The 24,949-nt window shown below is 70.8% G+C and carries 22 protein-coding genes and 1 pseudogene; 9 read left to right on the top strand and 14 right to left on the bottom strand.

The window, feature by feature from the left end; all coding sequences use genetic code 11:
• Positions 1–12 precede the first annotated feature (12 nt).
• The 9 genes from DEA06_RS06100 to allB form a co-directional block, all read right to left on the bottom strand.
• Entirely contained in the window at positions 13–894 is an 882-nt protein-coding gene (locus tag DEA06_RS06100; RefSeq protein WP_240606841.1) for an ABC transporter permease subunit, read from the bottom strand.
• Positions 891–1,766, bottom strand: coding sequence for an ABC transporter permease subunit (locus DEA06_RS06095; protein ID WP_116647073.1), 876 nt, complete (start codon positions 1,764–1,766; stop codon positions 891–893). Before DEA06_RS06095 ends, DEA06_RS06100 begins: the two co-directional genes overlap by 4 nt.
• Positions 1,756–2,580 (bottom strand): ABC transporter ATP-binding protein, encoded by an 825-nt coding sequence (locus DEA06_RS06090; RefSeq protein WP_183042495.1) that lies wholly within the window; start codon positions 2,578–2,580, stop codon positions 1,756–1,758. Before DEA06_RS06090 ends, DEA06_RS06095 begins: the two co-directional genes overlap by 11 nt.
• A gap of 21 nt (positions 2,581–2,601) precedes the next feature.
• Positions 2,602–3,681, bottom strand: coding sequence for an ABC transporter substrate-binding protein (locus DEA06_RS06085; RefSeq protein WP_116647072.1), 1,080 nt, complete (start codon positions 3,679–3,681; stop codon positions 2,602–2,604).
• A gap of 163 nt (positions 3,682–3,844) precedes the next feature.
• Positions 3,845–5,149, bottom strand: coding sequence for an allantoate amidohydrolase (locus tag DEA06_RS06080; protein ID WP_240606840.1), 1,305 nt, complete (start codon positions 5,147–5,149; stop codon positions 3,845–3,847).
• A gap of 3 nt (positions 5,150–5,152) precedes the next feature.
• On the bottom strand, positions 5,153–6,379 hold the full coding sequence (locus DEA06_RS06075) for an alanine--glyoxylate aminotransferase family protein (RefSeq protein WP_116647071.1): 1,227 nt from the start codon (positions 6,377–6,379) through the stop codon (positions 5,153–5,155).
• Positions 6,376–8,046 (bottom strand): AtzH-like domain-containing protein, encoded by a 1,671-nt coding sequence (locus DEA06_RS06070; RefSeq protein WP_116647070.1) that lies wholly within the window; start codon positions 8,044–8,046, stop codon positions 6,376–6,378. The genes DEA06_RS06075 and DEA06_RS06070 overlap by 4 nt, the downstream gene beginning before the upstream one ends.
• On the bottom strand, positions 8,043–9,146 hold the full coding sequence (locus DEA06_RS06065; protein ID WP_116647069.1) for an acetamidase/formamidase family protein: 1,104 nt from the start codon (positions 9,144–9,146) through the stop codon (positions 8,043–8,045). Before DEA06_RS06065 ends, DEA06_RS06070 begins: the two co-directional genes overlap by 4 nt.
• 10 nt (positions 9,147–9,156) lie before the next feature.
• Positions 9,157–10,506, bottom strand: a complete 1,350-nt coding sequence (gene allB / locus DEA06_RS06060; protein WP_116647277.1) for an allantoinase AllB — start codon at positions 10,504–10,506, stop codon at positions 9,157–9,159.
• Positions 10,507–10,599: 93 nt separating this feature from the next.
• Here allB and uraD point away from each other — a divergent pair, with 93 nt between their 5' ends.
• From uraD to pucL, 3 genes are read left to right on the top strand one after another with little or no spacing between them, the layout of a single operon-like run.
• Positions 10,600–11,121: a 2-oxo-4-hydroxy-4-carboxy-5-ureidoimidazoline decarboxylase gene (uraD, locus tag DEA06_RS06055; protein WP_116647068.1), complete on the top strand. Its 522-nt coding sequence runs from the start codon at positions 10,600–10,602 to the stop codon at positions 11,119–11,121.
• A complete protein-coding gene (gene uraH, locus DEA06_RS06050; RefSeq protein ID WP_116647067.1) occupies positions 11,118–11,468 on the top strand; it encodes a hydroxyisourate hydrolase in 351 nt (116 codons plus the stop codon). Before uraD ends, uraH begins: the two co-directional genes overlap by 4 nt.
• A gap of 2 nt (positions 11,469–11,470) precedes the next feature.
• Positions 11,471–12,388 carry a factor-independent urate hydroxylase gene (gene pucL / locus DEA06_RS06045; protein WP_116647066.1) on the top strand — a complete coding sequence of 306 codons (918 nt, stop codon included), beginning with the start codon at positions 11,471–11,473 and terminating at the stop codon, positions 12,386–12,388.
• Between the two features lie 91 nt (positions 12,389–12,479).
• Here the strand turns inward: pucL and DEA06_RS06040 are convergent, their stop codons facing one another.
• A complete protein-coding gene (locus DEA06_RS06040) occupies positions 12,480–13,007 on the bottom strand; it encodes an adenine phosphoribosyltransferase (RefSeq protein WP_116647065.1) in 528 nt (175 codons plus the stop codon).
• A gap of 151 nt (positions 13,008–13,158) precedes the next feature.
• Here DEA06_RS06040 and DEA06_RS06035 point away from each other — a divergent pair, with 151 nt between their 5' ends.
• Both DEA06_RS06035 and DEA06_RS06030 read left to right on the top strand, forming a co-directional pair.
• Positions 13,159–14,835 carry a glycoside hydrolase family 13 protein gene (locus DEA06_RS06035; protein WP_116647064.1) on the top strand — a complete coding sequence of 559 codons (1,677 nt, stop codon included), beginning with the start codon at positions 13,159–13,161 and terminating at the stop codon, positions 14,833–14,835.
• Positions 14,836–14,986: 151 nt separating this feature from the next.
• A complete protein-coding gene (locus tag DEA06_RS06030) occupies positions 14,987–16,201 on the top strand; it encodes an amidohydrolase (protein WP_116647063.1) in 1,215 nt (404 codons plus the stop codon).
• 79 nt (positions 16,202–16,280) lie between these two features.
• Here the strand turns inward: DEA06_RS06030 and map are convergent, their stop codons facing one another.
• Positions 16,281–17,054, bottom strand: a complete 774-nt coding sequence (gene map / locus DEA06_RS06025) for a type I methionyl aminopeptidase (RefSeq protein ID WP_116647062.1) — start codon at positions 17,052–17,054, stop codon at positions 16,281–16,283.
• A 44-nt stretch (positions 17,055–17,098) separates the two neighbouring features.
• On the opposite strand from map, the gene DEA06_RS06020 reads away from it, so the two are divergent.
• Positions 17,099–17,374, top strand: coding sequence for a helix-turn-helix transcriptional regulator (locus DEA06_RS06020; RefSeq protein ID WP_116647061.1), 276 nt, complete (start codon positions 17,099–17,101; stop codon positions 17,372–17,374).
• 96 nt (positions 17,375–17,470) lie between these two features.
• On the opposite strand, the gene DEA06_RS06015 is transcribed toward DEA06_RS06020, so the two are convergent.
• Positions 17,471–18,535 (bottom strand): VanZ family protein, encoded by a 1,065-nt coding sequence (locus DEA06_RS06015; protein WP_240606839.1) that lies wholly within the window; start codon positions 18,533–18,535, stop codon positions 17,471–17,473.
• 125 nt (positions 18,536–18,660) lie between these two features.
• Entirely contained in the window at positions 18,661–19,923 is a 1,263-nt protein-coding gene (locus DEA06_RS06010) for a wax ester/triacylglycerol synthase domain-containing protein (protein WP_205781223.1), read from the bottom strand.
• A 147-nt stretch (positions 19,924–20,070) separates the two neighbouring features.
• Between DEA06_RS06010 and DEA06_RS06005 the strand changes: the two genes are divergently transcribed.
• A complete protein-coding gene (locus DEA06_RS06005) occupies positions 20,071–22,125 on the top strand; it encodes an APC family permease (protein ID WP_116647059.1) in 2,055 nt (684 codons plus the stop codon).
• A 40-nt stretch (positions 22,126–22,165) separates the two neighbouring features.
• Here DEA06_RS06005 and DEA06_RS16895 read toward each other — a convergent pair.
• A pseudogene (locus tag DEA06_RS16895) lies at positions 22,166–22,924 on the bottom strand (Pr6Pr family membrane protein); the annotation flags it as partial.
• A gap of 250 nt (positions 22,925–23,174) precedes the next feature.
• Here DEA06_RS16895 and kdpF point away from each other — a divergent pair.
• On the top strand, positions 23,175–23,264 hold the full coding sequence (gene kdpF, locus DEA06_RS05995) for a K(+)-transporting ATPase subunit F (protein WP_116647057.1): 90 nt from the start codon (positions 23,175–23,177) through the stop codon (positions 23,262–23,264).
• A gap of 1 nt (position 23,265) precedes the next feature.
• Entirely contained in the window at positions 23,266–24,948 is a 1,683-nt protein-coding gene (gene kdpA / locus DEA06_RS05990) for a potassium-transporting ATPase subunit KdpA (RefSeq protein WP_116647056.1), read from the top strand.
• Position 24,949 lies beyond the last annotated feature (1 nt).

The raw sequence follows: 24,949 nt of genomic DNA, 5'->3' as shown, positions 1-24,949 counted from the left end.
CGGCGGGATGCGTCAGGACCGGTCTGCCATGCCCATGCGGGCGAGCACCACCGACTCGACGATCTGTACGAGGTTGTAGAGGATGAGCGCGGTGCCGGTGACCAGCACGACGGCTGTCCACACGGCCGAGAACTGCGCCCCGGCGATGTAGCCGCCCACGGCACCGCCGATGCCGCCGCCGACCGCGAGCCACTCCGCCAGGAGCGCGCCGGTGATCGCGCCGGGCACCGAGATGCGCACCGCCGCGAAGAATTCCGGCAGCGAACTCGGCAGGGCGACCTTGCGCAGTCGCGTCCAGGAGTTGCCGCCGTACACGGCGATGAGGTCGTTCATCTGCGGGGAGGCCGACTTGAGGCCGAACACGATGTTCACGAGGGCCGGGAACAGCACGACGATTCCGCCGATCACGGCGACCGAGGCGAACTCGCGACCGAAGATGAGGATGATCACGGGCGCCATCGCAACCAGGGGCACGGAGCGCAGCAGCATCGCCATCGGCATGAGCGCGTGCTCGATGCCCTTGCTCAGCTGGAACACGATCGCCACCAGCAGCGCGACCACGAGGCCCGCGGCGAACCCGACGAACGAGTGACCGAGGGTCACCCCGAGCTGGCCGAACAGCTGCGCCCGGTTCGCCTCGGCGTTGGGCACCGTGAAGAGGAAGTTCCAGACGTCGATCGGTCCCTTGCCGACGTAGGCCGACACCTGGAAGACCCCGAGGGCTCCGACCCAGATGACGAGCACGGCGACGATCGTGAGCACGAAGGTCAGGAGCGCACGGGTGAGCGCGCGCACGGTGGACTTCGTCGCCTCACGACGGATCTCGGCGTTCAGCTTCGCGATCGATTCGGCGCCGCCGGGCACGGTGACCGCGGGCAGGGTGTCCATGCTCATCGGGATGCTCCCTTCGACCAGGGCGCCACGGCCCGCGAGATGAGACCGAGCAGCGCGTAGCCGAGCAGGGCCACCGCTCCGGAGGCGAGGGCGATGTCCCACACCCGGGCAGAGTTGAGGGCCTGCTGGGCGGCGATCATCGCCGGACCGACGCCGACGGTGATCTTTCCGAAGAACTCTCCCAGCACCGCACCGAGGAAGGCGGCGGGCACCGCGATCTGGAGGGCGTTGAGGATCGCGGGGAGGGAGGCAATGAGGCGCACCTTCCGCAGCTGGGTGAGCCGCGAGCCTCCGTAAACGGTGATGAGGTCGAGGCTCGCCTTGTCGGCGGCCTTCAGCCCGAGGAGCGCACCGACGACGGTCGTGAAGAAGCAGCTCAGCGCTGCGAGGAACACGGCCGTCGTCGAGGGCTGCCCGGCCGTCGGGATCGGCACGATGACGGTCAGGAGCAGACCCAGCGCGACGATCGGGATGCAGTACGTGATGATCGCGATCTGCATCACCACGCCCTCCAGGCGCGGCACGATCAGCACCAGCGCGGCCAGCACGAGGGCGAGGCCGTTGCCCCAGAGGTAGCCGATGCCCGCTTCGGTGAGCGTGATGCCGAAGTTCTTGGCGTAGAACTCCCACCCGGTGTCGAAGAACTCCACGACGACCTGCAGCGGGGTCGGGATGGCCTGCACCCCGCCGGGGCCGACGTTCGAGAACACCGTCGCTGCCAGGATCCACCAGACCGCGATGATGCCGACGACGCCGATCGCTCCGGTCAGCCACGCGGGGAGCGCGATGTCCTCCCACTGGATCGCGCGCGGCTTCGAGCCCTGGGGGGCGGGAGCGCCCGGGCTCTTCGTCGCGGGCGCGTCAATGGTCATCGGCGGCGGCGCCTCCGACGCCGAACAGCAGTTCCTGCGCGTGATCGACGTAGGCGTGGAACTCGGGCGTGCGCATCATCTCGGGGGTCCGCGGACGCGGGAGGTCGATGGTCATGACCTCCTTGATGCGTCCCGGACGCGGGCTCATGACGGCCACCTGGTCGGAGAGGAAGATCGCCTCCGAGATGCCGTGCGTGACCAGGAGGGTCGTCGCGGGCTTCTCGGTCCAGATGCGCAGCAGCTCGAGGTTGAGCTTCTGCCGCGTCATGTCGTCGAGGGCGCCGAACGGTTCGTCGAACAGCAGCACCGAGGGCTTCATGATCAGGGAGCGCGCGATCGACACGCGCTGGCGCATGCCGCCCGACAGCTGCGCGGGCTTGGCCTTCTCGAAGCCCTTGAGCCCGACCAGGTCGATCATCTCGGCGACGTAGGCCTTGTCGACGGGCTTGCCCGCGACCTCGAACGGCAGCTGGATGTTCGACTGCACGCTGCGCCACGGCAGGAGCGCCGAGTCCTGGAACGCGATGCCCAGCTCGTTGCCCCGGCGCAGCTCTTTCGGGCTCTTGCCGTCGACACGGGTGGTGCCGCTGGTCGGGTCCTCCAGACCGGCGAGGATCCGAAGAATCGTCGACTTGCCGCACCCCGATGGACCGAGGAGGGCCAGGAACGTTCCCTGGTCGGTGTGGAGGTTGGCGTCCTGCAGCGCCACGACGCTCTTGCGTCCGACGCTGAAGACCTTGTTCAGTCCGGTGATCTGCAGGCCGGTGCCCAGGGTCGTCCCCTGGGCACCGGTCTCGGTGGCCGTATCGGTCACAATTGCACTCCCAAAGGGATCTCAGCCCGCGTAGGCGACGAGATCCGGGTTCTCCTCGTAGACCTCGGCCAGCAGGCTGAGGTCGAAGAGGTCGGATGCTTCGAGGATGATCCCCGCTCCCTCGAGGCTCTTGATGGTCTCCGCCTGCAGCGCATCGGAGATGGTGAAGATGCCGTTCTCCTCGGTCTCGTCCGAGACGACCAGGAGGTTCTGGGCCTCGGAGCCGGCGAGGGTCTTGGCCGGGTCGAGGTCGAGGTCGGTGCCGTAGGTCTCGATGGCGAGGTCGGCGCCTGCCTGCGGGTCGGCGAGCGCGTCGGTCCAGCCCTTGATCTCGGCGACGAGGAACGCCTTGAGCATCTCGCGGTTGTTCGCGATGGTGTCGTCGGTCACGGTGACCGTCTCGGCGACGAACGGCAGGCCGTTGTCGGCGAAGGGCAGGTTGGTCGTGGCGGTGCCCGCCATCTCGACAGAGATCGCCTCGTTCGTGAGGTAGGCGACGAAGCCGTCGACCTCGCCGTTGATCAGCGGTGCCGGGTCGTACTGCACGGGAACGATCGTGAGCTCGGAGGCGTCGATGTCGTTCGCGGCCAGCAGTGCGTTGAACAGCGTCAGGTTGGAGTCCTGGACGCCGATCTTCTTGCCCTTGAGGTCTTCGGGGGTGGCGATGTCGCCGCCGTCCTTCAGCGAGAGCACCGTGAAGGGGTTCGCCTGGAACGTCGCGCCGATGATCTTCAGCGGTGCCGACTCGTTCGCGACGGCCGCGCCGACCTGCACCGAGTCGCTCAGTGCGATGTCGGCGGTGCCGCTGAGGAGCTCGGGAACGCCGCCCGAGGGGCCGGGGACCAGCTGAACCGACGAGAAGCCGGCGTCGGTGTAGTAGCCCTTGGAGTCAGCGATGTACTCACCGGCGAACTCTTCGTTGAAGATCCAGCTGAGCTGCAGCGTGATGTCGCCGAAGCCGTCGGCGCTGGCCGATGCTTCGCCGCCGCCGGCGGTCTCGGTCGTGCTGCCCGCGCAGGCGGAGAGGGCGACGGCCGCGACGGCGATACCGGCGAGGGCTGCGGCGAGGCGCTTGGCGCGCCGGGGAAGAAGGAAGGACATGAACACTCCTGACGGATGTGGTGCTTCGGGTGGGAACGCGCACGCCCTGGGCCTCGACACTGCGCGTGACCCCGACGCTAGGCGATGTAGATTTCACGAACACTGGCGCGATGTTTCGCCGCCGTTACAGGTGTGCGGGTCGATACGCGTCGATCTCTCGGATTCAGCGGGGCTCGGCGGCGAGGTGAAGCACCGATTCGGCGAGCGCGGCGATCCCCCGCTCGACGTCGGCGGTCGACACCGACTCGTCGGGGTGGTGGCTGATCCCGTCGGGGTTTCGGAGGAACAGCATCCCGACGTCGGTGATGGCGCCGATCGACATCGCGTCGTGCCCGGCGCGGCTGAAGATCTCGGGCGGCTCCTCCGCCCCGGGGCCCCGGATGCCCGCGCGCACGACGTCCTGCAGCAGCGGCGCGCAGAACACCGCCGGGGCGTTGTGCACCTCACGAGCGTGCCAGCGGAGTCCGCGGCGACCCATCGCCTCGTCGACCTCGCGCGAGATGGCGTCCCACACCCGGTCGCGCGCACCGTCGAACTCCCCGCGCAGGTCGACCGAGAGGTGGGCCTCGCCGGGCACGATGTTGACCGCCCCGGGGAAGGCCTCCAGCTGCCCGACCGTGCCGATGATGTGGTGCTCGCCGCGGCAGATCCGCTCGACGGCGAGGGCGATCTCACTCGCCCCGAGCAGGGCATCGCGTCGCATGTCGTAGGGGGTTCCGCCGGCGTGCCGCGCCTCGCCCTCCACGACGAGCTGGAACCGTCGCGCGCTGGCGATCGACGACACCACGGCGAGCGCCTCGCCGCGGCGGTGCAGCTCCGGCCCCTGTTCGATGTGCGCCTCGAGGTAGCCGACGAGCTCGTCGGGGCGGCGCGCGGCCTCCCCGACCCTGCCCGGATCGAGGCCGAACTCGAGGAACGCCTGTCTCAGGGTCACACCGTCGGCGTCGGCGAGCGACCACCAGGCGTCGTCCCACGTGCCGGCGACCGCCGACGATCCGAGAAGCGCCTTGCCGAACCGCGTGCCCTCCTCGTCGGAGAAAGCCACGACCTCCAGAGCGAACGGGAGCGGCGAGACGGCGAGTCCGTCGTCTCGGATGCGGCGCAGCATCCGCACCACTTCCAGGCCCATCAGCACGCCGACGATCCCGTCGAAGCGCCCCGCGTCGGGCACGGTGTCGAGGTGCGAGCCGATCATGAGGGCGGGCGCGTCATCGCGCGGGGTCGCCGAGCCGGTCGATGGGGCGAGGCGGCCGACCTGGTTGCCCGCGGCGTCTTGGCGGGTGGTCATGCCGATCTCGCGCATCCATTCGGCGGCGAGCCTGTTGACGCGGGCGTGCTCGGTGGAGAGGTACACCCGCTCGATGCGCCCGGGCGTCGAGGTGACGCGCGCGAGTTCGTCGCAGCGCTGCATCACCCGGCGGGCGGCAGCGGCGAGGCGGTCGGGCTCCACCCGGAGTCGGCTCTGCACCCGTCAGCTCGCCGCCCGGTAGACGTCGTTCGCGGCCTCGACCCCGCCGCCGGCGGGCACCGGGGCGCCGAAGCGGCGCAGCACCGTCTCGAGCGAGGCGAGGGTCTGCAGCACGGCGTCGGTGCGGGCGTTGTAGCCCATCGTGCCGATGCGCCATACTCGCCCGTGCAGCGGGCCGAACGACGTGCCGATCTCGATGCCGAAGTCGTCGAGCATCGCGGTGCGCGCCGCATCGCCCGGCACCCCCTCGGGGATCTCGACGGCGACGACGTTGCTCATCTTGTGGGCGACGTCGCCGAAGACGGTCAGGCCGAGCCCGCGCACCCCCGCGAGCATCGCCTCGCCGTGCAGACGGTGCCGGTCGATGACGGCGTCGCGGCCCTCGAGCAGCAGCACGCGGGCGCACTCGCGGGCGCCGTAGAGCATGGTCGTCGCCTCGGTGTGGTGGTTGAGGCGACGCGGGCCCCAGTAGTCGAGGATCATGCCGAGATCGAAGTAGTTCGAGCGCACGAAGTCGGCCGCCGTCGGGTCCCCGGCCTCGCGGATGCCGGCCTCGATGCGGGTGCGCGAGCGGATGACCTCCACCGCCGCCTCGGACAGGCTGATCGGGGCCGACCCCGACGGCCCGCCGAGGCACTTCTGCAGGCCCGCGGTCGCCGCATCCAGTCCCCAGGCGTCCATCTCGAACGCGTTGCCGCCGAGCGAGGCGGTCGCGTCGGTGTAGAACAGCACCCCGTTCGCCCGGCACAGCTCACCGATCTCTTCGAGGGGCTGCAGCATCGTCGTCGACGTGTCGCCCTGCACGAGCGCGAGGAGGTGGGGCTTCACGCGCTCGATCGCCTCGCGCACCGCCGAGACGGGGAACACCTCACCCCACGGCACCTCGATCGTGTGCACCTCGGCCATCGCGCGCTCGGCGATCTCGGCGAGCAGGTGCCCGAAGCGACCGAAGATCGGCACGAGCACGCGGTCACCCGGCCGCACGAGCGAGATCATCGCGGCCTCGATCCCCGCGCGAGAGGTGCCATCGACGAGCACGGTCGCGTCGTTGTCGGTCGCCCAGACCTGGCGGTAGAGCTCCTGGGTCTCGGTCATCGTCGCCGTCATGAACGGGTCGTATTGACCGACGAGAGGCGCCGACATCGCCCGCAGCACGCTCGGATACGCCGAGATCGGCCCCGGGCCCATCAGCAGACGCGCGGGCGGATCGATCGGTGCGGGGAAGGTCATGGGGTCTCCGTTCGACGGGCGAGGGATGCGAGGCGGCGGGCCAGGCGCACGAGGGCGATGTCGGTCCCGGCGCGCGAGACGAGGCACACCCCGACCGGGGCGGGGCCCAGGGGGGAGGCGACGGTGAGCAGCGGCACCGAGACGGCGGGAAGGCCCGCGACGGCGGCGGGCACGGTCATGCGCAGCGTCGCCGCGCGGGTCGCGTCGATGCCGGCAGGGTCTGCGGTGCGAGCGGGTGCCGGGCCGGGCACCGTGGGAAAGATCAGCACCGCGTCGCGCACGAGGGACTCGAGGCGGTCGCGCAGGGGTGCCAGGGAGGAGCGGGCGGATGCTTCGCCCTCGGCCGTCACGGCGGAACCCGCCCGGAAGCGTTCGGCCGCAGCGCGGCCGACCGCACCGGGATGCGCCTCCAGCCACTCGCCGTTGTTGCGCCACGCCTCGGCGCCCTGCACCGCGCGGAACGCCGCCGCGGGCGCGGCGAGGTCGCCGATCGGCACCTCGTCGACGATGGGACCGTCGGGCACGGCGGCCAGAGCCGCGACCAGCGCGTCGAAGGCGGTGCCCGTCGCGGGGTCGGCGTCGGCGCGGATCTCGGCCGGCACGCGCAGACGCCACGGCAGGTCGGGCCCGGACTCCCCCCACACGCTCTCCGTCGACTCCGACCCGTCGTAGCTCAGGCACCAGTCGGCGACGCGCTGCAGGGTCTCGCCGTCGCGGGTGATCCACCCGACGGTGTCGAACGACTGCGCGAGCGGCAGCAGACCCTGGCGCGGCACGAGCCCGTGGGTCGTGCGCAGCCCCCACAGCCCCTGGTACGACGCGGGCACGCGGACCGATCCGGCGGTGTCGGTGGCCAGACCGATCTCGGCCTGGCCGGTCGCGACCGCCGACGCCGGCCCGTTCGACGAGCCGCCGGGGAGAGCCCCCGGGACGGCGCCGTTGGGCGGGGTGCCGTAGTGCGGGTTGTCGCCCGCGATCGAGTACGCGAACTCATCGGTGCGGGCGATCCCGCGCAACGACGCACCCCCGCGCAGCAGGTCGGAGACGGCGGCGGCGGTCGTCGCCTCGGCCCGCGCGCTCTCGAGGTACGCCGGGTTTCCCGCACCGATGCGGAAGCCCTTGATGGCGAAGAGGTCTTTCACCGCGACGGTGAGCCCGGCCAGCGGCCCCTCCCAGGCGCCCTGGAGGAACGGGTCGCCGACCTGACGCCACACGGCGCGGTCGAGCGCCTGGGCTCGGCCGGTGACGTGCGCGGCCGTGATGACCCAGCGTCCTTCGAGCCGCTGCCAGACCTGCGTCTGCAGCCCGGTTCCGCCGCCCCCGAAGCGCGACACCGACACTAGGAGCGCCACCCCCTCGGCGAGGGGACGGTACTCGACGCGCTCGATCGTGCGGGGGGCGACCCCGCCGCGCAGCTTCCGGAAGGCCAGGAGGGCGTCGTCGCCGACGAGCAGCCCCGCAGCATCCCCCCGCATGACCTCGGGACCCGAGGCGAACGCGGCGTCGAGCACCTCGACGTCGTCGCTCATGAGCGCCCGTTCGTAGGCCTCGAACGCCGCGAGCAGGTCGGCGGGGATCTCGCTCCCCGCGTGAGAGTCCACAACACCCGGGGCGGGGTCGGGCGTCGTCCGGGTGTCTTGGCCTTTGGGAAGATCGGGGTCGCTCATCGCGCGTCTCCCGCCGTCGCTACCGCCGCGAAGTCGGACTCGCGGATGCGGGCGTGCACGCCGCACACGATGTCGACCACCTGCGAGATGTCGAAGTCGGTCGCCGCGCTCAGGTAGGCGTACGCGAGGTGTTCGTCGAGACCCCACCGCGCCCGGATCAGCGAGAGGGCGGCGCGCACGCACGCCCGCATCGCCGCATCCAGATCGGGATCGAGCCCGGTGGGAACGAGGAACTCGGCCGTTCGCACGAGCGGCCCGGTGATCTCGCCGAACTCGGCGAGGGCGTCGTCCCTCGCGACGACGTCGAACCGCAGGGTCGCGCGCAACGACGCCTCCAGCGCGGTCAACGCGACCTCGCCGTCGCCCTGCGCGAAGTGCGGGTCGCCGACGTACGCGAGGGCGCCGGCCACCTGCACCGGCAGGTAGAGCACGGTGCCCTCGACGAGCAGGTTGATGTCGATGTTGCCGCCGTGCGCCCCGGGCGGCACCGAGTGCGGGCGGTCAGATCCCGCGACGGCGACGCCCATCGTGCCCAGGAACGGTGCGAGCGGGAACGTCACGACCCGCTCGCCGCCCTCGACCACGGGGAGGCTCCCGAACAGCTCGCCGTCGCGTTCGACCACCGGGCTGAAGACGCTGACGTTGCCCGCCCCGCGCGGCAGCTCCCCCACGAGGGCACCCTTGCCGTGACGGTTCGAGATCACGCCGTACGGCACGCGCGGCACGAGCTTCACGACCGTGATCTTCAGCAGGTCCCCGGGCTCGGCGCCCTCGACCCTGATCGGCCCGGTGACGACGTGCGGGCCGTCGGCGGCCGGGTCTCGGGTGACGGATGCGGCGATCTCGACCGCATCGTCGAGCACCGCGGAGGCCGCGACCCCGTGGGCCGCGAAGAACGCGAGCGGATCCTTCCCCTGGTCATCGAGGATGCCCTCGTGCGAGACGGTGTCGATCGTCACGGTCTCGCCCGGTGCGATGGTGAGCACCGCAGCATCCGTCTCGCACGGCAGCCGGCCCCACCGCACGGTCTCGGGCGAGGCGGGAAGGTAATGGTCGCCCGGGGTCTCACCCGTGCCGGGCTGGAGGATCTCGATCGTCACCGCTCGCTCCTCACTCCGCGAGTGACGCGGATCCGGCCAGGATCTCACGCCCCCGCCGCTCGACGACACCGTCGGCGCTGTACGCGAGCCCGCCGTGCACGTAGGTCGCCTCGACGACGCCCCGCAGCTCCTGCCCGTGCCACGGCGACATCTTGTTGCGGTACTCGAGGGCGGAGGCGTCGACCGTCCGCACGGCGTCGGGATCGAACACCACGAGGTGCGCGGGTTCGCCGGCCGCGATCCGCCCGCGCCCGGCGAGGCCGCCGATGCGGGCGGGGCCGGTGGTGAACAGCGGAAGCAGCCGCTCGATCGGCACGCCCCGGCGGCGCGCCTCGGTGTGGACGGCGGCGAATCCGGTCTGCAGACCCGAGATGCCTCCCCACGAGAGGCCGAAGTCGGGAGACGACTTGAGGTCGACGGTCGAGGGGGAATGATCGCTGACGATCGCGTCGATCGTGCCGTCGAGGAGGCCCTCCCAGAGGAGATCCTGGTTCGCGGCATCGCGGATCGGGGGGCAGCACTTGAACTCCGCCGCCCCCGCGGGCACGTCCTCCGCGCGGAGCGTGAGGTAGTGCGGGCACGTCTCGACCGTGAGGGGCACGCCCTCGGCCTTGGCCGCGCGCACCGCATCGAGCGCCCCGCCGTCGGAGACGTGCACGATGTGCGCCCGGCCGCGGGTGCGCCGCGACGCGTCGATCACCGCGAGGATCGCCTCCCGCTCGCTCTGCGGCGGACGCGAGGCGACGAAGTCGGCGTACACCTCGCCGAGCGGGCCGTCGGCGTGCAGGTGCGAGGGGTCTTCGGCGTGGACGATGAGGATGCTGCCGAGCCCGGCGATCTCGGCGAGCGCCGCCTCGAGCTGGTCGAGCGCGAGATGCCCGAACTCGTCGATGCCCGATGGCGACAGGAAGCACTTGAAGCCGACCACTCCCGCCGCATCCAGCTCGGACAGGGCCCCCAGGTTCTCGGGGACCGCCCCGCCCCAGTACCCCACGTCGACGGCGAGCTTGCCCCGCGCGGCGTCGCGCTTGTCGGCGAGAGCGTCGACCGTGGTGGTCACCGGCACGCTGTTCAGCGGCATGTCGAGCAGGGTCGTCACCCCGCCGGCGGCCGCGGCGGCCGTGCCGGTCGCGAAGCCCTCCCACTCGGTGCGCCCGGGCTCGTCGAGGTGCACGTGGGAGTCGACGAGGCCGGGAAGCAGCATCGTCTCGTCGGCGAGCACGAGGTCGGCGCGCGGGTCGAAGGCGTCGACGGCGGCGATCACCCCGCCGACGGTGTGGACGGTGGCCGGCACGAAGGCGGCGCCCGTCCAGACACGGCGCGCGGCGACCGTGGTGGGCAGGGCGGGGAACGCGGTCATGACGACCACGCTAGGTGCGTTGCGTTTCCCGGATGTTACCCAGGGCAACATTTCCGCCGTTCGCCCGAAATGTGCGCTCGATACGGTGACGGGATGGAACTGAGCGAATTCGACGCGGCCGACGAGGCCTCAGCGACCGCGACCGCCCGCGTCTGGGCCGAGGTCGACGGGTGGGTGAACGCCATCGTGACGGGTCGCCCGTTCGGCTCGGTCGACGCCCTCGCGGCCTATGCGGGTGCGCTCGCGCAGCAGTGGACGCCCGCCGATCTGGAGGCAGCCCTCGCCCATCACCCCCGCATCGGGGCTCGCGTGACGGGCGCGGACGCCGCGGCCTCGGCCTCGCGCCGCGAGCAGGCCTCGATGTCGGCCGCGGGCGATGACGTCGTCGGCGCGATCGCCGAGGGCAACGCCCGATACGAGGAGAGGTTCGGCCGGGTCTTCCTCATTCGCGCCGCCGGCCGGACGCCGTCGGAGATGCTCGCCGAGCTCGAACGCCGCCTGTCGAACGACCCCGAGACCGAGACCCGCGAAGCGACCGCGCAGCTGGCCGAGATCGCCTTGCTGCGACTGCGCGAGACGTTCGCGGCGCCCACCCTTCCGGAGGAGCAGGAATGACCCACCTCACCACGCACGTGCTCAACGCGGCGACGGGCAACCCCGCCGCCGAGGTGTCGGTCGTGCTCGCCCACGCATCGGGCGGGGCCGTCACCGCGGAGGCCGCCGGGGCGATCGTCGCTCACGGCTCCACCGACGCCGACGGGAGGCTCGCACTCGGCCCCGAGGCCCTCGAGCCCGGCGACTACACGCTGACCTTCCTCACGGGCGAGTACTTCGCCGCCCGTGATACACCGACGTTCCACCCCTACGTCGCCGTGACCTTCACGGTCGACGGCTCGGGCCGGCACCTGCATGTGCCGCTGCTGCTGAGCCCCTTCGCCTACTCGACCTACCGCGGGAGCTGACTATGACGGAAGTGAGCGTCAGTCTTGGCGCCAACAAGTACGGCAAGGCCGAGAACCGGGTCGTGCGCGTCGTGCGCGACTCCGCCCGGCACGAGATCGTCGACCTGAATGTGACGTCGCAGCTGCGGGGGGCCGCCCTCGCGTCGGCGTACCTCACGGGCGACAACTCGATGGTCGTGGCGACCGACACGCAGAAGAACACCGTCTTCGCCTTCGCGAAGGAACACGGCATCCGCTCGCCCGAGGAATTCCTTCTGCTGCTCGCCGAGCACTTCACCTCGTCGTTCGAGTGGATCGAGGGCGGACTCTTCCAGGCCGAGCAGTACGCGTGGGAGCGCATCCTCGTCGACGGCGTGCCGCACGACCACTCGTTCGTGCGGCAGGGGCAGGGCACCCGCCTCGCCACCGTGCAGTCGATCGACGGCGCGGTGCACGTGACCGGCGGGGTGAAAGACCTCACGGTGCTGAAGTCCACCGGGAGCGAGTTCGCCGGTTTCCCGCGCGATCGCTACACGACCCTCGTCGAGACCGACGACCGCATCATGGCGACCTCGGTGACGGGACGCTGGCGCTTCCTTCCCGAAGCGGTCGAGGCCGGCATCGATTACGACGGCCTGTACGCCGAGGTCACCGAGGTGCTGCTGGCCACGTTCGCGTCGGTGCATTCGCTCGCGCTGCAGCAGACGCTGTTCGAGATGGGCAGGGCCGCGATCGAGGCGCGCCCCGAGATCGCCGAGGTGCGCTTCGCGATGCCGAACAAGCACCACTTCGTCGTCGACCTGTCGTCGTTCGGCCTCGAGAATCCGAACGAGGTCTTCTTCGCCGCCGACCGCCCCTACGGCCTCATCGAGGGCACGGTCACGCGCGATGGCGCCGCCCCCGCCCCCGACGCCTGGCTCGACCTGCCCGCGTTCGTCTGACCGCGGCGCCGGGGAGCGTTGAAAGGCCAAGACACCCGGACGACCCTGTGGGGGCTTCCGGGTGTCTTGGCCTCTCAGCGGAAGGTCGTTGTCAGACGTGGAAAAGGGAGTGCAGCGGGGCGTCACCCAGAGCCGCACGACCACCGAGCACGTCGATCTCCAGCAGGGCAGCCGTGCCGATGACCTCGCTGCCGAGGGCGTGCACGAGCTCGCGGCCCGCGGCGAGCGTGCCGCCCGTGGCCAGCACGTCGTCGAGCAGCAGCACGCGTGTTCCGCGGGGCAGATCGTCGTGCATCTCGATCGCAGCGACGCCGTACTCGAGGGCGTACGAGACGGATGCTGCGGGGCGCGGCAGCTTCCCGGCCTTCCGGATCGGCACCAACCCGACCCCGGCGGCGGCGGCCGCCGCGCCGGCGAGGAGGAACCCTCGGGCCTCGATGCCGGCGACCACGTCGAACTGCCCGGCGAAAGGCTCCATGAGGGCATCGATCGTCGCGCGGAGGGCCGCAGCATCCGCCAGCAACGGCGTGATGTCGCGGAACACGACCCCCTGCTGCGGGTAATCGGGGATCGAGCCGATGAGCGATTCGGCGCGGGCGAGGGCGGAGGCGTCGGGCACCGTACGACCTTACGCGAGCCGCCGCAGACGGCGAGACCCGGTCTGCGCGGCGAGACCCCGACGGAAAACCCGTGTCTCGACGCGCAGCTGCGGTCTCGCGGTCGGAAACCGCTGTCAGCAACGGATCGAACCGATTCGGTAGCCTGGGTGCATGACGACCGTTGAGACCGTGCCGACGCCCGACGACCGACCGGCCGAGACCGGATCCGAGTGGTGGCGCACCGCCGTCATCTACCAGATCTACCCCCGCTCGTTCTCCGACAGCTCCGGCGACGGCATCGGTGACCTCCCCGGGGTCACCAGGCACCTCGACGACCTCGAGAAGCTCGGCGTCGACGCGATCTGGCTGAGCCCCTTCCAGCGGTCTCCGCAGAAGGACGCCGGCTACGACGTCGCCGACTACTGCGACGTCGACCCGCTCTTCGGCACGCTCGACGACTTCGACCGGATGCTGGCCGAGGCGCACGCCCGCAGCATCCGCATCATCGTCGACCTCGTTCCCAACCACTCCAGCGACCAGCACGCCTGGTTCCAGGAGGCACTGGCCGCCGCCCCCGGCAGCCCCGAGCGCGCTCGCTACATGTTCCGCGACGGCCGCGGCGAGCACGGCGAGCTTCCTCCGAACAACTGGGACTCCGTCTTCGGAGGCCCCGCGTGGACCCGCGTCACCGAAGCGGGCGGCGCCCCCGGCCAGTGGTACCTGCACCTGTTCGACACCTCGCAGCCCGATTTCGACTGGTCGAACGACGAGGTGCGCGAGGAGTTCCGCGGCGTGCTGCGCTTCTGGCTCGACCGGGGCGTCGACGGGTTCCGCGTCGACGTCGCGCACGGCCTCGTCAAGGAGGCGGGCCTGCCCGACTACACGCCCTCCCCCGAGGGCGGCTCGATGGGCGGCGACGAAGCGAACGTGCCGTACTGGGGTCAGCCCGGCGTGCACGAGATCTACCGCGACTGGCACGAGGTGTTGGCGCAGTACGACGGCGACCGAGCCCTGTGCGCCGAGGCGTGGCTCCCGACCATCGAGAAGACCGCGCTGTGGGTGCGCCCCGACGAGATGCACCAGGCGTTCAACTTCGTCTTCCTCGAGACCCACTGGGATGCGGCCGACCTCCGCTCCGTCATTGATGAGTCGCTGCGCGCGTACGGCGCCGTGGGCGCGCCGAGCACGTGGGTGCTGTCGAACCACGACGTCGTGCGTCACGCGTCGCGCCTGGGCCTGCCCGCCGACATCCCGCAGGGCGCGGGCATCGGCCCCGACACCGTCGGCAAGCCCGATCCCGTGCTGGGGCTGCGCCGCGCCCGCGCCGCGTCGGCGCTGATGCTGGCACTCCCGGGTTCGGCCTACATCTACCAGGGCGAGGAGCTCGGACTGCCCGAAGCGATCGACCTGCCCGACGAAGCCCGCCAAGACCCCACCTGGTTCCGCACCGACGGCGAGAAGTACGGGCGCGACGGATGCCGCGTCCCTCTCCCCTGGACCAGCGAGGGCCCCGCCTTCGGCTTCAACGACACCGGCGCCTCGTGGCTCCCCCAGCCCGCCGAGTGGGCGGCCCTCGCCCGCGACGCGCAGCAGGGCGAGCCGACCTCGACCCTCTCCCTCTACGAGACGATGCTGTCCGAGCGTCGCGCCCGCGGCCTCGGTGCGGGCACCCTCAGCTGGGTCGACGGCGCAGGATCCGGCGTCCTGTCGTTCCGCAACGGCGACCTGCACGTGGTCACCAACATCGGCGCCACGCCGATCGAGCTGCCCGAGGGAACCGTCGTCGTCGCGAGCGAGCCGCTCGAGGGCCGCCAGCTCCCGCCCGACACGACGGTCTGGCTGGCCTGAGCGGATTCCGCTCCACCGCGCAGCATCCGCCCTGCTCGTCGAGTCGCCATCGTCTCGCCGAGAAGGCACGATCCTCGCGCAGGAAGCGTGTTGCCTCGGCGAGACAACAGCCTCTCGACGGCCGCGCCGCACGCCCCCGTAGGCTCGGGTCATGACGATCGACCTCGAAGCCCTGTACGTCGACCTGCACAAGCACCCGGAGCTGTCGTTCCAGGAGACCCGCACCGCCGGGGTGATCGTGCGCCACCTCACCGAGCTCGGACTCGAGGTCGAGGAGGGGGTCGGCCGCACCGGACTCGTCACGTCGATCGTGAACGGCGACGGGCCGGTCGTGTGGCTGCGCGCCGACATGGACGGCCTCCCCGTGCAGGAGCAGACCGGCCTCGACTACGCCAGCACCGCGAAGGGCACCGATCCCGCCGGGCTCGAGGTTCCCGTGATGCACGCGTGCGGCCACGACATGCACGTCTCCTCGCTCGTGGGAGCTCTCGAGCGCCTCCTGAGCACGAAGGGCGAGTGGTCGGGCACCGTCGTCGCGGTCTTCCAACCCGCCGAGGAGTACGGCGCGGGCTCGAAGGCGATGATCGCCGACGGCGTGCTCGAGCGATACCCGCGCCCCGACATCGTGCTCGGCCAGCACGTGACCCCGTTGCCGGCGGGCGTCATCGGGGTGCGCCCCGGCACGCAGATGGCGGCCTCCGACGGACTCACCGTCGTGCTGCACGGCCGTGGCGGACACGGCTCGCGCCCGCACTCCACGATCGACCCGATCGTCATGGCCGCCGCCACCGTCATGCGCCTGCAGACCATCGTCTCGCGCGAGATCGACCCGCGCGACGTCGCCGTCGTGACGGTCGGTTCGATCCACGCGGGCTTGAAGAACAACATCATCCCCGCCGAGGCGAAGCTCGAACTGAGCCTGCGCTACCCGAACGACGAAGCCCGCGCCAAGGTGCTCGAGAAGGTCGAGCGCGTCATCCGGGCCGAGGCCGCAGCATCCGGCGCCGATCAGACCCCCACGATCACGACCGACCACACGCTGCCGCCCACGATCAACGACGAGGCGGCGACCGCACGGCTGACGGGCGCCTTCCAGCGCGCGTTCGGCGACGACAGCGTCGTCGACCCCGGCATGTTCACCGGCAGCGAGGACGTGTCGTGGTTCGCCCGCGAGGCCGGGGTGCCGCTGGTGTTCTGGTTCTGGGGCGGCGTCGACCCCCAGAAGTTCGCGGATGCTGTCGCCGGCGGCACGATCGACCGTGACATTCCGACGAACCACTCGCCGTATTTCGCCCCCGTGCTGCAGCCGACCCTCGACCGCGGTGTCGAGAACCTCGTGGTCGCGGCTCGGGAGTTCCTCGCCTGAGGCGCTGTCGTCGAACCTGCACGCGATCGCGCGTGGGAGCGTGCGGGTTCGGCGAGGCCGTGCGGTCTCGGCGAAGGGACTAGCGCGAAGGCAGGGTCAGGATCTCGGCGCCCGCATCGGTGATCGCGACGGTGTGCTCGGTGTGCGCGGTGCGCGCGCCCGTCGCGCTGCGGAGGGTCCAGCCGTCGGGGTCGGTCACCAGCTCGGCGGTGTCGGCCATGACCCAGGGCTCGAGCGCGAGGAGGAGGCCCGGGCGCAACGTGTAGCCGCGGCCGGGACGACCGGTGTTGGCGACGTGGGGCTCCTGGTGCATCGTCGAACCGATGCCGTGCCCTCCGAACTCGACGTTCACGGGGTACCCCGCGTCTTTGAGCACCGTGCCGATCGCGCGCGAGATGTCGCCGACCTTGGCACCCGGACGGGCGGCGGCGATGCCGGCGGCCAGCGCGCGCTCGGTCGCGTCGATCAGCGCGAGGTCGTCGGCCGACCGCGCCTCGCCGACGATGAAGCTGATGGCGGAGTCGGCGGCGATGCCGCCCTTCACCACGGCGAGGTCGAGCGTGAGCAGATCGCCGTCGGCGAGCGCGTAGTCGTGGGGCAGACCGTGCAGCACGGCGTCGTTGACGGCGGTGCAGATGTAGTGACCGAACGGCCCGCGCCCGAACGACGGCGCGTAATCGACGTAGCACGACGTCGCGCCGGCCTCGACGATCATCTCCTGCGCCCACCGGTCGATCTCGAGCAAATTCGTGCCGACGGTCGCGCGGCCCTTGATGGTGTGGAGGATGTCGGCGACGAGGGCGCCGGTCACCCGCGCGCGGCTGATCTGGTCGGGGTTCAGGATCTCAATCACCCAATAACTATACCGGCCATATCATCCCGTCTACACTCGAGGCCATGGTCAGACTTCCCCTCAGCCCCGAGGAGATCGAACGCGGGCGGCGCCTCGGCACGCTGCTGCGGCACGCCCGCGCCGGACGCCCGATGCTCGACGTCGCCCTCGACGCCGGCGTCTCGCCCGAGACCCTTCGCAAGATCGAGTCGGGCCGCATCGCGACCCCCGCCTTCCCCACGATCGCCGCGATCGCCGGGGTGCTGAACCTCTCGCTCGACGAGGTCTGGGCCGAAGTCAACGTCCGCGCGCCCGCCGCGCAGCATCCCGTCGCCTCCTGAGCATCCGTCGCCTGAGCGCACGGGTTGCGACCCAGCGCACGAGTTGTTCGCGTACCCGGGCCGTGTGGTCGGGGGGAAGCCGTGCGCTCGCGAGGCCTACTCCACGAGCACCGGCGCCTCGCGGTCGTCGACGACGCGGGCGCCGAAGACGCCGGGGAGCCCCCGACCGTCGCGGAAAGCGAACAGCATCACCGCGGTCACGATGACGAACAACAGCGCCAGAAGACTCCAGGGGTCGGGCAGGGCGTCGAGCAGCGTGTATCCGCTGACCCCGGTGAGCCACCGCACCGGCCGGGCGAGCCACATCGGCAGCACCCCTCCCGCGAACCGCAGACGCACGGCGAGATCACCGACCGAGCGTCCCGTTCCCAGGATCACCGCGAGCCAGAAACCGGTGCCGACGACCACACCGGCCACCGACGAGACGGTGCCGTCGGCAACGGCCTCCTGATCGCCCACGACGAACTGCAGCCACAGCTGCCCGACCACGCCGACGATCGACATCACCAGCCCCAGGCCGACCGCGTCGCACAGCATCCCGAGCGCCCGACGCCGACGGGTCACGGGGCGCGGAACGTCGGCGTCGGGGGCGCGCTCGGCCCCGCGCAAGCGCGACGGGACAGCGAGCGCGAAGAGCGAACCGGCCACGGCGCCGAGGGTATTGGTGAGCATATCGTCGACGTCGAACACCCGGTACGCGCACGGGTAGATGCCCCAGACGCCGGTCACCTGGGTGGTCTCCACGAACGCCGACGTGGCGAGGCCGACGAGCAGGGCGACGAGGATGCCGCGGCCGCCGAGCACGCGCAGGAAGAACCCGAGCGGCACGAACAGCAGCACGTTCAGCACGAGTTGGAGGATGGCCGGGTCGGTCACGAACGGGCCGGGTCGGCGCGCAGCGCCTCGGATGTCGTCGACGAAGGCCCAGATGTCGAGGTTCACCCCGGCGCAGCGCATCGTGTCGGGGTCGGGGAGCGGGAGGAGCGTGTAGGTCCAGATCGCCCAGAAGTACACCAGCGCCAGCGCCCAGAGGACGGCCCTGCCGGCGGTGAGCCGGCCGCGCCGCCGATAGCTGAGGGCGACGAAGGGAACGAACAGAAGGACCCCGACGAGACCCCCTGCGACGATCGCGAGGATGCCGTTGCGCACCTGATCATCCACCCTGCGAGTGTATTCACCGTCCTGACTGTTCAGAATCCAGGACGGATCGACGTCGGTACGGCCCCGGGGTGTCGGCGGCGGCCGTCCTTCCTGGATTCTGAACCGGGCGCCGGGGAAAGACCCCGTCAGGAGGCGGCGAGCGCGTCGAAGGCGTCGTGCGTCGCGTCGGCGAGGCCCGTGACGTCGGCGACGGCGGTCGGGTCGACGCAGAAGCCGATGCCCATCCGGTCGGCGCTCGAGATGGCCGAGATGCGCAGGGCGTGGTGGGCCGCGGGCTCCGACGACGTGTAGAGCCGCTCCACCCGCCGTCCCGCCACCACGACGGTGGTACGGGGCCCCGGCACGTTCGAGATCGCGACACCGAACTCCCGCGGGTTGTCGGCGACGGCCCGTGCGAGACTCCCCGCCCGACCGAGCGCGCGGAAGAGATCGTCCATCAATGCCGCGTCGTGGTCGAGCTTGCGCACGCGAGTCTGGGCGCTGATGCCGTCGAGGCGTCGCAGATCATCGCCTTCGTGAAGAAGCAGGTCGACGTTCAGGAACGAATCGCGATTGCCCGCCGCTTCGTCTTCCCCCTCGACGCGCAGACTCACCGGGATCTGCGCGCGCAGGCGCGGAAGGGCGTGCCCGCGGGCCTGCGGAAGCCCGCCGATCCACCGGCGCAGCCCCCCGGCGACGACGGCGAGCAGCACGTCGTTGACGGTCGCGTGCTCCGGACGAGCTGCGCCGACGCCCCGGAGCACGTCGAGCGGCAGGTCGGCGAAGGCGAGCGCCCTCTCGCGGGTGATCGGCCGGTCGAACGGCGAGCGCGCCCCCGGGCGGCCGAGCTCGCGCGCGAGCGCTCCGGGCATGCGCTCCCATTCGAGCCAGCGGGGGATCGGAGGTGCCGCCGCTCGCACCCCGACCGGATGCAGCGGCGCGTCGTGGGGATCGAAGAGCACCGCATCGAGGAACCGCACACCGCCCATCCCGTCGACCATCGCGTGGTGCAGCCGCACCGCGAGGGCGTGTCTGCCGTCGTCGAGCGGGCCGATCAGGTCGACCGTCCACAGGGGTCGCGAACGATCGAGGTGCTGCGACATGAGCTCCCCCACCACGCGCCGGAGGTCGTGGGGCGTCCCCGCCGTGCGGCGCCGCACGTGGTGGTCGAGGTCGATGCGTTCGACCCTCTGCCACACCGGACCCGCCGGCCCGGCCACGACGCGATCGAGCGCTCGGGGAAAGCTGTCGAGGCCGGCGAGGATGCGCCGACCCACCGCGTCGACGTCGAGCTGAGCACCCGGTTCGAGCACCAGCAGTTTCAGGGTGTGGCCGAGCACCGCGTCGGATTCGAGCGCCAGGATGCGGGCGTCGTCCGGCTCCAATGGCCGCGTCGGATCCCCGTTCACGACCACAGCTTGCCAGTCGCCCTCCGCCGCCGCACACCGCGCCGTGCGCGCCGCGTTGCGCAGGGGTGAGATACGGGCGTAGTGTCGCGCGTCGTGACGGATGAAGGTCGCGACTCCGGCGAGCACGTGCCGGTCGCGCAAACCCCCATGGCGAAACGCCTGCTGATCGGTGATCCGCTGACGTCGGAGAAGCTCGACGACCAGCTGCTGCCGAAGAAGATGGCGCTGCCGATCTTCGCCTCCGACGCCCTGTCGTCGGTGGCGTATGCGCCGCAGGAACTGCTCATGATCCTGCTCATCGGCGGCACGGCACTGTTGACCTTCAGCCCCTGGGTCGCGGGTGCCGTCGTGCTCGTGCTCGTGGTCGTAGTCACGAGCTACCGGCAGCTGATCAAGGCCTACCCCTCGGGCGGCGGCGACTACGAGGTCGCGCGCACCAACCTGGGCGAGATACCCGGCGTCATCGTCGGGGCGGCCCTGCTGGTCGATTACATCCTGACCGTCGCGGTGTCCGTCGCCTCCGGCGTCGACAACATCATCTCGGCGATCCCCGAGCTGAACCCGTTCCGCATCGAGTTCGCCGTCGGGTTCGTGGTGCTGATCGTCATCGTGAACCTGCGCGGGGTGCGCGAAGCATCCGCGGTCTTCGCGATCCCCACCTACCTCTTCATCGGGTCTGTGGCGCTGATGATCGTGGTGGGCCTGGCCCGCACGGTCGCCGGCGATCCGCCGGTCGCGTCGAGCCACGACTACGCGGTGCAGGCGGAGTCGTTGACGCAAGCAGCGATGATCCTGCTCGTGCTGCGCGCCTTCTCGAGCGGATGCTCCGCCCTCACCGGCGTCGAGGCCGTCTCCAACGGCGTGCCGGCGTTCCGAAAGCCGAAGATCCGCAACGCCCAGACGACGCTGAGCCTCATGGGCATCATCGCCATCGTGCTGTTCGTGGGACTCACGATCGTCGCGCTCGTCTCGGGCGTGCGCTACGCCGAGAACCCTTGCAACCTCGTCGGATTCGACTGCACGCAGCCGCAGCCGAGCCTCATGGCGCAGGTGGCCGCGGCGACCTTCGGCATGGGCAGCATCCCGTTCTTCGTCATCCAGGCGGCGACCGCCTGTGTGCTGCTGTTGGCGGCCAACACCGCCTTCAACGGCTTCCCACTGCTGGGGTCGACCCTCGCGCGCGACGGCTACGCGCCGAAGTCGCTCAACACCCGCGGCGACCGGCTGGTCTACTCCAACGGCATGATCGTTCTCGGCATCGTCGCGATCATCGTGCTGATCGTCTATCAGGCCGACCAGACCGACCTCATCCAGCTCTACATCATCGGCGTCTTCGTGTCGTTCTCCCTGGGCCAGATCGGCATGGTGCGTCACTGGCGTCGGGCGCTGCGGGGCCTGAAGGATCTCACCCCCGACGCGGCGCAGCAGGGCTCGGCGCAGTACGAACGCCGCTCGGCGATCAGCGGCCTCGTCATCAACGCCATCGGCGCCGGCATGACGGTGGCCGTGCTCATCATCGTCACGATCACGAAGTTCACCCACGGTGCGTGGCTGGTCTTCCTCGCCATCCCGATCATCGCCGTGCTGATGGTGGGCGTGAACCGCTATTACCGCGACGTCGAGCACGAGATCGAGATGGACGACACGGTGCACTTCGGCTCCGAGGGCGATGTCGCGATCGTGCTCGTGAACCGCCTGCAGAAGCCCATCGTGAAGGCGATCGACTACGCCCTCGCCGCCAATCACGACAAGACGCTCGCGGTGCACGTCGCCGTGAACGAGGCCGATGCCACCCGGCTGCAGAAGGACTGGGCCGAGCACGAGGTGCCGGTGCCGCTCGTCATCATCGACTCGCCCTACCGGGCCTACACGTCGCCGGTCGCCGGCTTCATCGAGAAGTACCGCGAGAAGCACGGCTCGTCGGTGGTAACGGTCTACCTGCCGCAGTACATCGTGGGGCACTGGTGGGAGACGTTCCTGCACAACCGGAGGGCTCGTCGCCTGGCGAACCAGCTCATGCTGCTGCACGGTGTCTCCATCACCCTTGTGCCGTGGCTGCTCGACTCGTCGGAGATCATCTACGGTCGGCGATCCCGCCCGCTCCCGGGTCAGCAGCGCGGGGGCCAGCCGGTGCCGGAGGTAGGGCAGCGCCCCCACCACCTGTCGCGCGGCTCCGACGAGACGCCGCCGCCCGCCGAGTAGCGTCGCGATCGCGCCAGCGTCCGACGGCGACGACGACGACGGCCGCGAGCAGCACGACGAGCCCGATGAGCGCCACGAAGCCCGCGACGGTGACGTAGCCGCCGGGCTGATACGGGTTGAGGAACGGGTAGGGATACCAGTACGGCACGCCGGTCAGGGTGTTGGTCACCAGATTCGCGCGCGCCAGCGTGTAGACGACCCACGCGGCGGGGAAGGCCAGAATCCACGCGACGCGCGACCACGGCAGCGCCCGCCGGTTCGGGCCGAGGAACAGGTCGAACACGAAGAACGCCGGCACGATCCCGTGCAGGATGACGCTCGCCCACGGCAGGATCGCGTTGCGCGCCATGGGCATACCGGGCACGTTCACGTTGTAGACGACCCCGGTGACGAAGATGCACGCCGTCGCCACGGCGAGAACCATCGCGAGCGGTGCCGACTCACGGCGCCCGCCCCGGGTGGTCCAGAACCAGACCGCCGCCCACAGCAGCACGACGGCCGCCGCCGAGTTCGACACCATCGTGAAGAAGCCGAAGTAGTTCGCCGCCACCGTCGGCACGTGGCGGTCGCCCTCGATGGCGCCGCGGATCACCACCTCCGCGGGAGCGGCGACGCCGACGAGGGCCGTGATGGCCACCGCCACACGCAGCACCGTCCAGGCCTGCGCCCCCTCGTTCGAGCGCAGCGCGGTGGCGATCCTGCGCCGCGCCGCGCGCACACGGGAGCCGCGGATCGGCGTCGACCGCTCATCGTCCACCAGGGCCTCCCCCAGTCTTCGACTCGGCCTGTCGGTTGCCATTATCGCCCCGTCTCGTAGGCGGTTCGTGAGGGGTTGCGCCGGGGGCGTATGGATTCCGTGAGGACGGACGGATGCTGCGCCGCGGCGCGGTTGCATCGGAACCGCGGCCCGGGGATCCCGCCGGGTCGCCCGCGCGGACAAGCGCGGCCGCACCGTCTGGAGGAGCTCCCGTGCTCGATGCCGTCTACATCGCCGCGACGATCGTGCTGTTCGCACTCGTCGCCCTGATCGCTCGGGGGGTCGAGCGGCTATGACGTTCTTCACTCTGCTCGCCGGCGTCCTGGCCATCGGCGCCGTGGTCTACCTCGTCGTCGCCCTCGTGCGACCGGAGAGGTTCTGAGGTGACCGCGGAACAGTTCTGGTTCGCCGTCCTCCAGGCCGGCGCGCTCGCCCTCCTCCTGGCGCTCGCGTATCGTCCGGTCGGCGACTACATCGCCCACGTCTACACCTCGGCGAAAGACCTCACCCTCGAGCGGGGCACCTACCGCCTCATCGGCGTCGACCCGCGCTCCGCGCAGACCTGGCAGGCCTACCTCCGTGGCGTACTGCTGTTCTCGTTCGTCGGGGTGATGGTCGTCTACGGCCTCCAGCGACTGCAGTCGTTCCTTCCCGCGTCGCTGGGGCTGCCCGCGCCGAGCGAGCCGCTCGCCTTCAACACGGCCGTGTCGTTCGTGACGAACACGAACTGGCAGTCGTACTCGCCCGAGCTCACCCTCGGCTACACCGTGCAGTTCGCCGGCCTCGCCGTGCAGAACTTCGTCTCGGCCGCCGTCGGCATCTCAGTGGCCATCGCTCTGGTGCGCGGCTTCGCCTCCCGCCGGTCGGGCACGATCGGTAACTTCTGGGTCGACCTCGTGCGCGGCACCTACCGGGTGCTGCTGCCCTTCTCGATCGTCGCGGCGATCGTGCTGCTCGCCGGCGGAGTGATCCAGAACCTCGCGGGCTTCACCGACGTGACCACGGTCGCCGGGGCCACGCAGTCGATCCCGGGCGGCCCGGTCGCGAGCCAGGAGGCGATCAAGCTCCTCGGCACGAACGGTGGCGGATTCTTCAACACCAACTCCGCCCACCCGTTCGAGAACCCGGCGCCCTGGACGAGCCTGTTCGAGGTCTTCCTCATGCTCGTGATCCCGTTCGCGATGCCTCGCGCGTTCGGCCGTATCGTCGGAGACGACCGTCAGGGTTACGCGATCGTCGCCGTGATGGCGGGCATCTTCGTCGCCTCGCTCATGCTCGTCACGTGGGCCGAAGCATCCGCCGGGGGCACCGCTCCCCAGCTCGCCGGTGCCGCGATGGAGGGCAAGGAGGTGCGGTTCGGACTCTTCGGCTCGACGCTGTTCGACTCGACGTCGACGCTCACCTCCACCGGCGCGGTCAACTCGATGCTCGACAGCTACACGGCGCTGGGCGGCATGCTGCCGATGATCAACATGATGCTGGGCGAGATCGCCCCCGGCGGCGTCGGCTCGGGTCTGTACGGGATGCTGGTGATCGCCGTCATCGCGGTGTTCGTCGGCGGTCTCCTCATCGGGCGCACTCCCGAGTACCTCGGCAAGAAGATCGGCCCGCGCGAGATCAAGCTCGCGAGCCTCTCCATCCTCGTGACCCCGATCCTCGTGCTCGTCGGCACGGCGCTGAGCTTCGCGATCCCCGCGGTGCGCGCCGACGTCGAGTCGACGTCCATCTGGAACCCGGGCATCCACGGACTGAGCGAGGTGCTCTACGCGTTCACCTCGGCGGCCAACAACAACGGGTCGGCCTTCGCCGGTCTCACCGCGAACACCCCGTGGCTCAACACCGCGCTCGGCGTCGCGATGCTGCTGGGCCGCCTCGTGCCCATCGTGCTCGTCCTCGCGCTGGCGGGCTCGTTCGCCGCGCAGGACACGGTGCCGTCCACCGCCGGAACACTCCCGACGCACCGACCCCAGTTCGCGGGGCTCCTCGCGGGCGTCGCGGTGATCATCACCGCACTCACCTACTTCCCGGTCCTCACCCTCGGACCCCTCGCTGAAGGACTCTCCTGAC

It is taken from the genome of Microbacterium sp. Gd 4-13 (assembly GCF_003095395.1).
In the GTDB taxonomy this organism is placed as follows: domain Bacteria; phylum Actinomycetota; class Actinomycetes; order Actinomycetales; family Microbacteriaceae; genus Microbacterium.
Note: the sequence above shows the minus strand (reverse complement) of the source record. Positions and strands in the feature narration are given on the sequence as shown.

Bases quoted from the DNA above. Each gene is read 5' to 3' on its own strand.
- DEA06_RS06070 (WP_116647070.1), bottom strand. From the start codon at position 8,046: ATGAGCGACCCCGATCTTCCCAAAGGCCAAGACACCCGGACGACGCCC.
- allB (WP_116647277.1), bottom strand. From the start codon at position 10,506: ATGACCGCGTTCCCCGCCCTGCCCACCACGGTCGCCGCGCGCCGTGTC.
- DEA06_RS06005 (WP_116647059.1), top strand. From the start codon at position 20,071: ATGGCGAAACGCCTGCTGATCGGTGATCCGCTGACGTCGGAGAAGCTC.
- DEA06_RS06035 (WP_116647064.1), top strand. From the start codon at position 13,159: ATGACGACCGTTGAGACCGTGCCGACGCCCGACGACCGACCGGCCGAG.
- uraH (WP_116647067.1), top strand. From the start codon at position 11,118: ATGACCCACCTCACCACGCACGTGCTCAACGCGGCGACGGGCAACCCC.
- DEA06_RS06020 (WP_116647061.1), top strand. From the start codon at position 17,099: ATGGTCAGACTTCCCCTCAGCCCCGAGGAGATCGAACGCGGGCGGCGC.
- DEA06_RS06095 (WP_116647073.1), bottom strand. From the start codon at position 1,766: ATGACCATTGACGCGCCCGCGACGAAGAGCCCGGGCGCTCCCGCCCCC.
- kdpF (WP_116647057.1), top strand. From the start codon at position 23,175: ATGACGTTCTTCACTCTGCTCGCCGGCGTCCTGGCCATCGGCGCCGTG.
- pucL (WP_116647066.1), top strand. From the start codon at position 11,471: ATGACGGAAGTGAGCGTCAGTCTTGGCGCCAACAAGTACGGCAAGGCC.
- uraD (WP_116647068.1), top strand. From the start codon at position 10,600: ATGGAACTGAGCGAATTCGACGCGGCCGACGAGGCCTCAGCGACCGCG.
- DEA06_RS06030 (WP_116647063.1), top strand. From the start codon at position 14,987: ATGACGATCGACCTCGAAGCCCTGTACGTCGACCTGCACAAGCACCCG.
- DEA06_RS06085 (WP_116647072.1), bottom strand. From the start codon at position 3,681: ATGTCCTTCCTTCTTCCCCGGCGCGCCAAGCGCCTCGCCGCAGCCCTC.
- DEA06_RS06100 (WP_240606841.1), bottom strand. From the start codon at position 894: ATGAGCATGGACACCCTGCCCGCGGTCACCGTGCCCGGCGGCGCCGAA.
- DEA06_RS06075 (WP_116647071.1), bottom strand. From the start codon at position 6,379: ATGACCTTCCCCGCACCGATCGATCCGCCCGCGCGTCTGCTGATGGGC.